Raw genomic sequence first — 12546 nt, 5'->3', positions numbered from 1 at the left:
CAGCGATGCGCTAGTGAATTGATCGCCGGCAAGCCGGCTCCTACAAGGCGATCAGGCTGTTCGTTTCAATCGCGCTGGTGCACCGATACACCGGCGGCGAAGGTCTCTTTCACTGCACGGTCATCACCGAGCATGGTCAGGGCGAACAGGCGTTCTTCCATGCTCTTGGCTTGTTGCATGCGGTAGCTGATCAGCGGCGTGGCGTTGTAGTCCAGCACCACGAAGTCGGCGTCCTTGCCGGGCAGGAAGTTGCCCAGCTTGTCGTCCAGGTACAGCGCGTTGGCGCCGCCCAGCGTAGCCAGGTACAGCGACTTGAACGGGTCGAGCTTCTTGCCCTGCAGCTGCATCACCTTGTACGCCTCGTTCAGCGATTGCAGCTGGCTGAAGCTGGTGCCGGCGCCGACATCGGTACCCAGGCCGACGCGCACACCATGGGTTTCCAGCTTGTTCAGGTCGAACAGGCCGCTGCCCAGGAACAGGTTGGAAGTGGGACAGAAGGCGATCGCAGAGCCGGTCTCGGCCAGGCGCCTGCACTCGTCGTCGCAGAGGTGCACGCCATGGGCGAACACCGCGCGCGGGCCGATCAGCTTGTGGTGGTCATAGACGTCCAGGTAGCCCTTGCGCTCTGGGAACAGCGCCTTGACCCACTCGATCTCCTTGCGGTTCTCGGACAGGTGGGTGTGCATGTAAAGGTCCGGATACTCGCCCAGCAGCTTACCGGCCAGTTCCAGCTGCTCCGGCGTGCTGGTGGGGGCGAAGCGCGGGGTGACCGCGTAGTGCAGGCGGCCCTTGCCGTGCCAGCGCTCGATCAATGCCTTGCTCTCGGCGTAGCCGGATTCGGCGGTGTCGGTCAGGTAGTCCGGGGCGTTGCGATCCATCAGTACCTTGCCGGCGATCATGCGCAGGTTGAGCTTGTCGGCCTGCTCGAAAAAGGCATCCACCGACTGCGGGTGTACGCTGCCGAACACCAGGGCGGTAGTGGTGCCGTTGCGCAGCAGTTCCTTGAGGAAGATCGCCGCCACGTCGCTGGCGTGCGCCTTGTCTTCGAACTGTTTCTCGGTGGGGAAGGTGTAGGTGTTGAGCCAGTCCAGCAGCTGCTCGCCGTAGGAGGCGATCATCCCGGTCTGCGGGTAGTGGATGTGGGTGTCGATGAATCCGGGGGTGATCAGCGCGTCACGGTAATGCTGGACGTCGATGCCGGTCAGCTTCGGCAGCAATTCGGCAGCCGCGCCGACCTGGGCGACTTTGCCGTTTTCGATCAGCAGGATGCCGTCCTCGAAATACTGGTAGGACTGCTCGACGCCGACGATGGCCGGGTCGGCGAGGCTATGCAGGATGGCGGCGCGGTAGGCTTTGATATGGGTGGTCATCTGTTAGGTCTCGATTGAGCGGGCAGTGCGTAGGGTGTGCTGTGCATACCACGGGCAATGCGGTGTTATTGGTGCGCGCGGCTCACCCTACTGGGCGCGCTGCGAATTAGGCAGAGTAGTCAGGTCCTGCGCGAGGCCGGTAGCAGCTTGGCGACGCTGGATTCGCCCTTCTTCACGTCCTGGCCGAAGCTTGCGTTATAGGTGGCGATCACCTCGCCAGCGATGGATACGGCAATTTCCACTGGCAGCTTGCCTTTTACTTCGGCCAGGCCCATGGGGCAGCGCATACGTGCCATCAGCGTTTCCTCGAAGCCACGTTCGCGCAGGCGATGCTCGAACTTGACGCGTTTGGTCTTCGAGCCGATCAGGCCGTAATAGGCGAAGTCGCCGCGCTTGAGGATCGCCGCGGTCAGCTCCAGGTCGAGCTGATGGTTGTGGGTCATGACGATGTAGTAACTGCCGGGCGGCATGTTCTCCACCTCGTCGACCACCTCGTCACTCAGGATCTTCTCCACGCCGGCGGGGATGTGCTCGGGGAATTCGTTCTCCCGCGAGTCGATCCAGCGCACCTTGCACGGCAGGCTGGCGAGCAGCGGTACCAGAGCGCGGCCGACGTGGCCGGCGCCGAATACGGCGATCTGCGCCTGTGGCTGGCCCATGGGCTCGAACAGCAGCACGGTGGCGCCACCGCAGCACTGGCCGAGGCTGGCACCAAGGGAGAAGCGCTCCAGGCGAGTGTCCTGGCTGCGCGTGGCGAGCATCTCGCGCGCCATCTCCATGGCCTTGTATTCCAGATGACCGCCGCCGATGGTTTCGAAGATGCGATCAAAGGTGACCACCATCTTCGAGCCGGCATTACGCGGCGTCGAGCCGCGTTCCTCGATGATGGTCACCAGCACGCAGGCTTCACCTTGTTGTTGCAGCTCGGCGAGGGCGCTGATCCAACTCATTTGCTCAGCCTCCAGGAAGGCGTGGTCTGGCCCGGGCGCGGCAGGCGCCAGTTGCTCGGCGAAGGGTCGAGAATCGGCACCGGTGCCGGGCGAGCAGGGCGGTTATTCGGTTCGGTGTGTTTTGTCATTGTTGTACACCCATTTATCATTCGTTCGCAGTCTGTGGGAGGCGCTTCAGCGGCGACAGTCGCGGCTAAAGCCCCTCCCACGGCAGCCTGATGGCCGCGTCAGGTCAGGCCGTTTCAACCAGGGCAGCGCTGGCAGCCTTGGCCGTAGCCTTCAGCTTGCGCATCTGTTCCACGCCCCAGAGCACGCGCTCGGGGGTGGCCGGGGCGTCGATTTGCGGCTGTACCTTGTAGTCCGCCAGGCTGGCCACGGCGTCCTTCAGGGCGCACCAGGCGGCGATGCCGAGCATGAACGGCGGCTCGCCGACGGCCTTGGAGTGGAACACGGTGTCTTCCGGGTTCTTGCGGTTCTCCACCAGTTTCACGCGCAGGTCGATGGGCATGTCGGCGATGGCCGGGATCTTGTAGCTGGCCGGACCGTTGGTCATCAGCTTGCCCTTGGCGTTCCATACCAGTTCTTCCATGGTGAGCCAGCCCATGCCCTGGACGAAGGCGCCCTCGACCTGGCCGATGTCGATGGCCGGGTTCAGCGAGTCGCCGACGTCATGCAGAATGTCGCCGCGCAGCATGCGGTATTCACCGGTCAGGGTGTCGACCAGCACTTCTACGCAGGCCACGCCGTAGGCGTAGTAGTAGAAGGGACGGCCGGCGGCCTTGTCGCGGTCGTAGTAAATCTTCGGTGTGCGGTAGAAGCCGGTCGAAGACAGCGAGACCTGGCCGAAGTAGGCCTTCTGGATCATCTCCTCGAAGGACAGGAAGTGCTCGCGCACGCGCACCTGGCCGTTGCGGAACTCGACGTCTTCCGGCGTGACCTTGTACTCGCGCACCAGGAAGTCCACCAGGCGTTGCTTGATGGTTTCGGCTGCGTTCTTCGCCGCCATGCCGTTGAGGTCGGCGCCGCTGGAGGCCGCGGTGGGTGAGGTGTTGGGCACCTTGTCGGTGTTGGTGGCAGTGATCTGGATGCGTTCGATATCGACCTGGAACACCTCGGCCACGACCTGTGCGACCTTGGTGTTGAGGCCCTGGCCCATCTCGGTGCCGCCGTGGTTGAGGTGGATCGAGCCGTCGGTGTAGATGTGGATCAGCGCGCCGGCCTGGTTTAGGAAGGTGGCAGTGAAGCTGATGCCGAATTTCACCGGGGTCATGGCCAGGCCTTTCTTCAGCACCGGGTTCTTGGCGTTGAAGGCGCGAATTTCTTCACGACGCTTGGCGTACTCGCAGCTCTGCTCCAGCTCGGCGGTCATTTCGTGAATGACGTTGTGCTCGACGGTCTGGTGGTAGTGGGTGACGTTGCGCTCTGTCTTGCCGTAGTAGTTGAGCTTGCGCACTTCCAGCGGGTCCTTGCCCAGGCTGCGGGCGACGGCGTCCATCACTTCCTCGATGGCGACCATGCCCTGCGGACCGCCGAAACCGCGGTAGGCGGTGTTCGAGGCAGTGTTGGTCTTGCAGCGATGGCCATTGATGGTGGCGTTGCCGAGGAAGTAGGCGTTGTCCGAGTGGAACATGGCGCGGTCGACGATGGAGCCGGAGAGGTCCGGCGAGTAGCCGCAGTTGCCGGCCAGGTCCATCTCGATGCCGTGCAGCAGGCCGTCGTCATCGAAGCCGACGTCGTACTCGACGTAGAAGGGGTGACGCTTGCCGGTCATGCTCATGTCTTCGACGCGCGGCAGGCGCATCTTGGTCGGCCGGCCGGTGAGGTGCGCAATCACTGCGCATAGGCAAGCCGGGCCAGCAGCCTGGGTTTCCTTGCCGCCGAAACCGCCACCCATGCGGCGCATGTCGATGACGATCTTGTTCATCGGTACGCCGAGCACTTCGGCGACCAGTTTCTGTACTTCGGTGGGGTTTTGCGTCGAGGTGTAGACCAGCATGCCGCCATCTTCGCTGGGCATCACCGAGGAAATCTGGGTTTCCAGGTAGAAGTGCTCCTGGCCGCCGATATGCAGGGTGCCCTGCAGGCGACGCGGGGCGCTCGCCAACTTGCTGGCCGAATCGCCGATGCGGTGGGTGTGGCTGGCGAGCACGAAATGCTTCTTGCGGTAGGCCTCGACGACGTCGAGCACCGGCTCCAGGTCCTCGTATTCGACGATCGCGGCCATGGCCGCCTTGCGCGCGGTTTCCAGACTGTCAGCGGCTACCGCCAGCACCACCTGGCCCACGTACTCGACCTTGCCGTCGGCCAGCAGCGGGTCACCGGCGACCACTGGGCCGATGTCCAACTGACCGGGTACGTCATCCTTGGTGATGGCGATGGCCACGCCTGGAAATTCGTAGCAGGGGCGGGTGTCGATACGCACGATGCGCGCATGGGCGCGATCCGACTGGCGCGCGTAGACGTGCAACTGGTTGGGGAACTCCAGGCGGTCGTCGACATAGACCGCTTCGCCGGACACGTGCTTGTCCGCGCTCTCGTGCTTGACGCTCTTGCCGACGCCGCTGGTCATGCCGGCGCGGAACAGGGCGGCCAGCTCTTCCTGGGATTTGTGTTCGATATGACTGGACATCTTCGCCTCCAAAACTTCGCATGCCGCCGGGTGCGCCGGCGGCGTATCAATTCACTGCACGCTTACGCGTAGGCGGTAACCCGGGTTTCGATCTCGGGCGACTGCTGCTCCAGGAAGAACTTGCGCAGCAGGTTCTGGGCAGTGAGCAGGCGGTATTCCTTGCTGGCGCGGAAATCCGACAGCGGGGTGAAGTCCTCAGCCAGTGCGTTGCAGGCGCGTTCGATCACGCCCGGATACCAGGCCGAGCCGACCAGGGCCGCTTCGCAGGCGCTGGCGCGTTTGGGGATGGCGGCCATGCCGCCGAAGGCGATGCGTGCTGCGGTGACCACGCCATCTTCGATGGTCAGGTTGAAGGCCGCACAGACGGCGGAGATGTCGTCGTCCAGGCGCTTGGAGACCTTGTAGGCGCGGAACGCCTGATTCGCCTGGGCACGCGGCACGATGATCTTCTCGATGAATTCGGCTTCCTGGCGCGCGGTCACCTTGTAATCGAGGAAGTAGTCCTGCAGCGGCAGGATGCGCCGGGTGTTGCCCTGGCGCAGGGCGATCTGCGCGCCAAGGGCAATCAGCAGCGGCGGAGCGTCGCCGATGGGCGAGGCGTTGCCGATGTTGCCGCCCAGAGTGCCCTGATTGCGGATCTGCAGCGAGGCGAAGCGATGCAGCAGCTCGCCGAAGTCCGGGTATTCGCGCGACAGCGCTTCGTAGCAGTCGGACAGCGCCGCAGCAGCGCCGATTTCGATGGCGCTGTCGGTCACTTCGATGCGCTTCATGTCTTCGATGTGGCCGACGTAGATCATCACAGGCAGTTCACGGTGGAACTGGGTGATCTCCAGGGCCAGGTCGGTACCACCGGCGAGCAGGCGTGCCTCGGGGTTGGCAGCATAGAGGTCGGCCAGGTCGGCCACCGTCAGCGGCACCAGGCAGCGCTTGTCGCCACTGTTGAGCTCGGCGGTTTCACGCGGGGCGATGGCCTTGAGCTGGGCCACGGTGTTGCTTTCGAAGGCATCGAACTGATCCGGCTGCTTCTGGCAGCAGGCCTGCTCGGCGGCATCGATGATCGGGCGGTAACCGGTGCAGCGGCACAGGTTGCCGGCCAGGGCTTCCATCGTTGCGCCCTTGTCATAACCCTTTGAATTCTTCTGCAGGGCGAACAGCGACATGATGAAGCCTGGGGTGCAGAAGCCGCACTGCGAACCGTGGCAGTCGACCATTGCCTGTTGCACGCTGTGCAGTTGGCCCTGGTGCTTGAGGTCCTCGACGGTGATCAGCTGCTTGCCGTGCAGGCTGGAGACGAAGGTCAGGCAGGAGTTGAGGGTGCGATAGCGCACGCGCTCGCCGTCCAGCTCACCGACCACCACGGTGCAGGCCCCACAGTCGCCGGAGGCGCAGCCTTCCTTGGTTCCGGTTTTGCCGACGTGTTCACGCAGGTAGTTGAGCACGGTGACGTTGGGGTCCAGGGCATGCTCAGTGCGCAGCTCCCGGTTGAGTAAAAACTGGATCAAGGACGACCTCCAGGCACTTTATTGTTATGAATCGGTGGCTCGCCGGGTAGTGTGCACGCATTGCAAGGCCCGGGCGTGATTGGCCATGGGGGCAATCTAGAGTTTTCTGACTTTTGGGTCAACAAATATTTGACCTCGTGGTCAGCTGCTTGTCATGCGTTTCAGTTATGAGCGCGGCGGGCGGGATTCATGCACTGAGCGTAGCGGTTTTCGTGCCAGCGAGGGCTCTGCTGCGGGGTTTCCGTAGGATGTCTCGGGGGCGTCGAGGCCGTGCGCACAAATGTTCGGCGGCGATTGGTTGGTGCGCATGGCGCACCCTACGTAACTTTCATGCCGGCGAAGGCTCTGCCAGGGGAGCGTGGGGTGCGCCGCGCGCACCAATGACCACAGGCAAACATGGCACAGCACTGGTGCGCAGGGCCTGGGTGGGCCCGCGATACCCTACAAAAGCAAAACCCCGGGAGCTTGCACTGCCGGGGTTGCTGGAGCGGGAGGTTTACGTCAGTTGCGACTCACTCAGTTGGTGCTCTTCGCCGGCGTAATAGGCACGCACCCTGGGGTCCATCACGGCGCGCCACAGCGGTGGGAGCACCGCGAGCACGATCATCCCCGCATAGCCATTGGGCAACTGCGGGCTGTCATCGAAATGGCGCAGCACCTGGTAGCGGCGCTTGGCGTTGGCGTGGTGGTCGGAGTGGCGCTGCAAGTGGAAGAGAAAGAGGTTGGTCAGCAGGAAATTGCTGTTCCAGGAATGATGCGCATTGGTGCGCTCATAGCGGCCATTGTCCAGCTTGCGCCGGTGCAGGCCGTAGTGTTCGACATAGTTGACGATCTCCAGCAGGGTGAAGGCGATGAACGCCTGGCCGAGGAAGAACAGGGCACCCAGCCAGCCGAAGGCGAGGGTGAAGCCGAGCAGCATGAGCGCGCTGATGGTGTACCACCCGATCAGCTCGTTGCGCCAATGCAGTGCCTGCAGGCCGCGCCGCTTGAGACGCTCGGCCTCCAGCTTCCAGGCGTTGAGAAAGTTGTGCTTGTAGGCGTGGGGCAAAAAGGCATACAGGCTCTGGCCGAAGCGTGAGGAGGAGGCATCCTCGGGCGTGGAGACGTGAACGTGGTGGCCGCGCACATGTTCCACCTTGAAGCCGGCATAGCACACCGCTGCCAGTAGCAGACCGCCGCCATTCTGCTCCAGGAGTGCGTCCTTGTGGATCAGTTCGTGCGACACGGTGATGCCGATGGCGCCCATCACCGTGCCGACCGACAGCACCCAGCCGAGCTTGCCGACCCAGCTCCAGCCTTCGTAAGTGGCGAATATCCAGCCGCTCCACACCAGCATCGCCAGCAGCAGCGGCACCGTGGCCAGGCTCAGCAGGCGGTAGTAGCCCTGAGCTTCCAGTGTCGGCACTTCGTCGCGCTCATCCGGGTTGGCCGGGTCGCGGCCGACGACGAAGTCCAGCAGGGGAATCACGCCGAACACCACGCTGATCACCAGCCAGGGCCAGGCGTCTGCATGGACGCTGCCCTGTGACCAGTGATAGCTCAGCGGGATGCCCAGTACCGGGATCAGCCAGATCCAGTAGCCGACCTTTTTCAGGGCGAGCATCCAGTGTGAAGGCAGGCGTTCGAACATCGAATTCTCCAGGTCATTACTGTCGAGAGGCTTATCTCGGATTGTAGGACAATCCATTTTCATGGACAGACGCCCACGACCAACCTTTAGAACGGAAAGTGCCCTGCGGGGACGCTTGGCGGGGTAACACCCTGTGTTACACTCGCCGCCAGATTYTTTTGCTCCCGCCCAGCCGTGACGGGGCTCCCAGACTCGACCGCCTGCCCCTGGATCGACGCAAATAAGGAATGTCATGACATTCAAGGCCCCGGACAGCCTCGCCGAGCAAATTGCCCATTACCTGGCCGAACGCATCATTCGCGGTGAGCTCAAGGAGCGTGAGCGCATCCAGGAGCAGAAAGTCACCCAGGCCCTCAACGTCAGTCGCGGTTCGGTGCGCGAAGCGCTGCTGATTCTCGAGCGTCGCCACCTGATCGTGATCCTGCCGCGCCGTGGTGCCCAGGTCAGCGAACTGACCCCGCATCACGTCACCAGCCTTTACGCGCTGACCATCGAGCTTTACATCATGCTGGCGCGTGCGGTGATCGAGCGCTGGAAGGTGGAAACCGACCTGGCGCCCTTCGTCGATATCCAGCAGCGCCTGCTGGCCAGTCTGGAACGCGGCGATATCGGCGCCTTCGTCGAGAGCAGCTTCGACGTGATGCGTGCGGCCTTTCCCTTCGCCGACAATCCCTATCTGCAGGAAACCCTGGAGAATCTGCTGCCGGCCATCAGTCGCACCTATCACCTGGCGCTGGAGCGGCGCAAAGGCGAGATGGGCCAGTTCATGGGCACCTTCGCCAGTCTGCTGCAGGCGATCATCGTTCGTGACAACGCGCGCGCCCGCGAGGTGCTGCAGGCTTACGGTCAGCACAACTGCCAGCTGGTGCTGGCGACCCTGGCCGAGCGTTAAGCCACGATGCGCCTGAAGAACATCAAGCTGGCCGGCTTCAAATCCTTCGTCGATCCGACGACGGTTAGCTTCCCCAGCAACATGGCGGCGGTGGTCGGGCCCAATGGTTGTGGCAAGTCCAACATCATCGACGCCGTGCGCTGGGTGATGGGCGAAAGCTCGGCGAAGAACCTGCGTGGCGAGTCGATGACCGACGTCATCTTCAACGGCTCCAACACGCGCAAGCCGGTGACCCAGGCTTCCATCGAGCTGATCTTCGACAACAGCGACAATTCGCTGGTAGGCGAATACGCCGCCTTCGCCGAGATTTCCATTCGCCGTCGGGTGACCCGCGACGGCCAGAACACCTATTTCCTCAACGGCACCAAATGCCGGCGCCGCGACATCACCGACATCTTCCTCGGCACCGGTCTTGGCCCGCGCAGCTACTCGATCATCGAGCAGGGCATGATCAGCAAGCTGATCGAGGCCAAGCCCGAGGAACTGCGCAACTTCATCGAGGAAGCCGCCGGCATCTCCAAATACAAGGAGCGCCGCCGCGAGACCGAAAACCGCATCCGTCGTACCCAGGAAAACCTGGAGCGCCTGAGCGACTTGCGTGAAGAACTGGAACGCCAGCTCGAGCGTCTGCATCGCCAGGCCCAGGCGGCGGAGAAATATCAGGAATACAAGGCCGAGGAGCGCCAGCTCAAGGCGCAATTGCTGGCTCTGCGCTGGCAGAGTCTGAACCAGCAGGTCGGCAGCCGCGAGCAGGTGATCGGCGACCAGGAAGTGGCCTTCGAGGCCCTGGTGGCCGAGCAGCGCAGCGCCGATGCCAGCATCGAGCGCCTGCGCGACGGCCATCATGAATTGAGCGAGCGGTTCAATCTGGTGCAGGGCCGCTTCTATTCCGTGGGCGGCGATATCGCCCGCGTCGAGCAGAGCATCCAGCACGGCCAGCAGCGCCTGCGCCAGTTGCAGGATGACCTGCGCGAGGCGGAAAAGGCGCGCCTGGAAACCGAATCCCACCTTGGTCACGACCGTACCCTGCTGGCCACTCTCGGCGAAGAGCTGGAGATGCTCCTGCCCGAGCAGGAGATGACCGCCGCCGCTGCCGAGGAGTCCGCCGCCAGCCTGGAAGAGGCCGAGGCCGCCATGCACGGCTGGCAGGAGCAGTGGGACGGCTTCAACCAGCGCAGCGCCCAGCCGCGTCGCCAGGCCGAGGTGCAGCAGTCGCGCATCGCCCAACTGGAGCAGAGCCTGGAGCGCCTGGCCGAGCGTCAGCGCCGACTGGGCGAAGAACTGCAGCAACTGGCCGCTGACCCCGAAGATGCGGCCATTCTCGAACTGAACGAACAGCTCGCTGCGGGTGAGCTGGAGCAGGAAGCCCTGCACCTGGCTGAAGAGCAGCAGGCCGAGCGTCTGCAACAACTGCGCGAGGAACTGCAGCAGGCCGGACAGGCCCAGCAGCAGGCGCAGGGCGAGCTGCAACGACTGAACGGTCGTCTGGCTTCGCTGGAAGCGCTGCAACAGGCAGCGCTCGATCCGGGGCAGGGCGCGGGTGATTGGCTACGTGAACAGAACCTGCTGCAGTGCCCGCGCCTGGCCGAAGGGCTGCGCGTGGAAGCCGGCTGGGAACTGGCGGTGGAAACCGTGCTCGGCGCCGACCTGCAGGCGGTCCTGTTGGATGATTTCGCCGGGCTGGATTTCTCGGCGCTGGAGCAGGGCGAGCTGCGCCTGGCCAGTCCCGCCAGGGGCGGCGCGCGCCGCGCTGGTAGCCTGCTGGACAAGGTCGAGTCGAGCCACGACCTGTCACCCTGGTTGGCCGGCGTGCGCCCGGTGGAATCCCTGGAGCAGGCGCTGGCGGCTCGCTCGCAATTGGCCGAGGGCGAAAGCCTGATCAGCCGCGACGGCTACTGGGTCGGCCGGCATTTCCTGCGCGTGCGTCGCGCCGCGGAATCCGATAGCGGCGTGCTGGCGCGCGGTCAGGAGCTGGAACGCCTGCAGCTGGAGCGCGAGGAGCGCGAGGCGGCCCTGGCGCAACTGGATGAACGCTTGCTGGGGCTGCGCGAAGAGCAGCGCCGTCAGGAAGAACAGCGTGAACAGCAGCGCCGCCAGGGTCAGGAGCTGGCGCGCCAGCTGAGTGAGCTGAAGGCGCGGCTGTCCGCCAGCCAGGCCAAGGCCGAGCAACTGGGCCTGCGCCGTCGCCGTCTGCACGACGAGCTGCAGGAAGCGGCCGAGCAGCGCGAGATCGAGCAGGAACAACTGGGCGAGTCGCGCCTGCAATTGCAGGACGCACTGGACGCCATGGCGCTGGATAACGAGCAGCGCGAAAGCCTGCTGGCCAGCCGCGACAGTCTGCGCGAGCGTCTCGATCGTGTGCGCCAGGATGCGCGTCAGCACAAGGATCACGCGCATCAACTGGCGGTGCGCGTCGGCTCGCTCAAGGCGCAGCACGACTCCACCCGCCAGGCGCTGGAACGCCTGGAAATGCAAGCCGAGCGCCTGCATGAGCGGCGCGAGCAGCTGTCGCTGAACCTGGAGGAAGGCGAGGCGCCGCTGGAAGAACTGCGCATCAAGCTCGAAGAGCTGCTCGAGCGGCGCATGGCGGTGGACGACGAACTGCGTCAGGCGCGTCTGGCGCTGGAAGACGCAGATCGCGAACTGCGCGATGCCGAGAAGCGCCGCACCCAGGCCGAGCAGCAGGCGCAACTGCTGCGCAGCCAGCTGGAGCAACAGCGCATGGACTGGCAGTCGCTCAACGTGCGGCGCAAGGCGTTGGCCGATCAGCTCGCCGAGGACAATTACGACCTGCACGGGGTGATCGCCACGCTGCCGGCCGAGGCCACGGAAAGCGCCTGGGAAGAGGAGCTGGAGCGCATGGCCGCACGTATCGCGCGGCTCGGGCCGATCAACCTGGCGGCCATCGACGAGTATCAGCAGCAGTCCGAGCGCAAGCGCTATCTGGATGCGCAGGATGCGGATCTGGTCGAGGCGCTGGAAACCCTGGAAAACGTCATTCGCAAGATCGACAAGGAAACGCGCAATCGTTTCAAGGATACCTTCGATCAGATCAATGGCGGTTTGCAGGCACTCTTTCCAAAAGTTTTCGGTGGCGGCAACGCTTATTTGGAACTCACCGGCGAAGATTTACTCGATACCGGTGTAACCATCATGGCGCGGCCCCCGGGCAAGAAGAACAGCACCATTCATTTGCTCTCCGGTGGAGAGAAAGCGCTGACCGCCCTGGCATTGGTGTTTTCCATCTTCCAGCTCAATCCGGCGCCGTTCTGCATGTTGGACGAAGTGGATGCACCGCTGGACGATGCCAACGTCGGGCGCTATGCGCGGCTGGTCAAGGAGATGTCGGCAACGGTGCAGTTCATCTACATCACCCACAACAAGATCGCCATGGAAATGGCCGATCAGTTGATGGGGGTCACCATGCACGAGCCGGGGTGCTCGCGTCTGGTGGCGGTGGATGTCGAGGAGGCGCTGGCGATGGTGGAGGCGTGATGGCAGTGCGCCGCGAGATTAACTGAGTACGGGCAAAAGCTTATGTGGCTGCCTGTGTAAAGTTGCCTTTCGTCGTGC

The 12546-nt window shown here is 63.7% G+C and carries 7 protein-coding genes; 2 read left to right on the top strand and 5 right to left on the bottom strand.

Annotation, left to right across the window (positions count from 1 at the left end; genetic code table 11):
• Positions 1-65: 65 nt before the first annotated feature.
• The 5 genes from guaD to INS93_RS10600 all read right to left on the bottom strand — a co-directional run bounded on the left by guaD (position 66) and on the right by INS93_RS10600 (position 8081).
• The gene (guaD, locus tag INS93_RS10620) at positions 66-1370 is read right to left on the bottom strand and encodes a guanine deaminase (RefSeq protein WP_192981687.1); all 1305 of its coding nucleotides are present in this window, start codon (positions 1368-1370) and stop codon (positions 66-68) included.
• Positions 1371-1489: 119 nt separating this feature from the next.
• A complete protein-coding gene (gene xdhC, locus INS93_RS10615) occupies positions 1490-2320 on the bottom strand; it encodes a xanthine dehydrogenase accessory protein XdhC (protein WP_192981684.1) in 831 nt (276 codons plus the stop codon).
• A 232-nt stretch (positions 2321-2552) separates the two neighbouring features.
• Complete coding sequence (gene xdhB / locus INS93_RS10610; protein WP_192981681.1) at positions 2553-4949, bottom strand: xanthine dehydrogenase molybdopterin binding subunit; 2397 nt, start codon at positions 4947-4949, stop codon at positions 2553-2555.
• A gap of 62 nt (positions 4950-5011) precedes the next feature.
• Complete coding sequence (gene xdhA / locus INS93_RS10605) at positions 5012-6451, bottom strand: xanthine dehydrogenase small subunit (protein WP_192981679.1); 1440 nt, start codon at positions 6449-6451, stop codon at positions 5012-5014.
• Positions 6452-6947: 496 nt separating this feature from the next.
• Positions 6948-8081, bottom strand: coding sequence for an alkane 1-monooxygenase (locus INS93_RS10600; protein ID WP_192981676.1), 1134 nt, complete (start codon positions 8079-8081; stop codon positions 6948-6950).
• Positions 8082-8313: 232 nt separating this feature from the next.
• Here INS93_RS10600 and INS93_RS10595 point away from each other — a divergent pair, with 232 nt between their 5' ends.
• Both INS93_RS10595 and smc read left to right on the top strand, forming a co-directional pair.
• On the top strand, positions 8314-8973 hold the full coding sequence (locus INS93_RS10595; protein ID WP_192981673.1) for a GntR family transcriptional regulator: 660 nt from the start codon (positions 8314-8316) through the stop codon (positions 8971-8973).
• Positions 8974-8979: 6 nt separating this feature from the next.
• A complete protein-coding gene (gene smc, locus INS93_RS10590) occupies positions 8980-12468 on the top strand; it encodes a chromosome segregation protein SMC (protein WP_192981670.1) in 3489 nt (1162 codons plus the stop codon).
• The last annotated feature ends 78 nt before the right edge of the window (positions 12469-12546 follow it).

Origin of the sequence: Pseudomonas sp. EggHat1 (assembly GCF_014892995.1) — a bacterium.
GTDB lineage: Bacteria > Pseudomonadota > Gammaproteobacteria > Pseudomonadales > Pseudomonadaceae > Aquipseudomonas > Aquipseudomonas chaetocerotis.
Note: the sequence above shows the minus strand (reverse complement) of the source record. Positions and strands in the feature narration are given on the sequence as shown.

Excerpts from the sequence above, each read along its gene's own strand:
- guaD (WP_192981687.1), bottom strand. The coding sequence starts at position 1,370 with ATGACCACCCATATCAAAGCCTACCGCGCCGCCATCCTGCATAGCCTC.
- xdhC (WP_192981684.1), bottom strand. The coding sequence starts at position 2,320 with ATGAGTTGGATCAGCGCCCTCGCCGAGCTGCAACAACAAGGTGAAGCC.
- xdhB (WP_192981681.1), bottom strand. The coding sequence starts at position 4,949 with ATGTCCAGTCATATCGAACACAAATCCCAGGAAGAGCTGGCCGCCCTG.
- INS93_RS10600 (WP_192981676.1), bottom strand. The coding sequence starts at position 8,081 with ATGTTCGAACGCCTGCCTTCACACTGGATGCTCGCCCTGAAAAAGGTC.
- INS93_RS10595 (WP_192981673.1), top strand. The coding sequence starts at position 8,314 with ATGACATTCAAGGCCCCGGACAGCCTCGCCGAGCAAATTGCCCATTAC.
- smc (WP_192981670.1), top strand. The coding sequence starts at position 8,980 with ATGCGCCTGAAGAACATCAAGCTGGCCGGCTTCAAATCCTTCGTCGAT.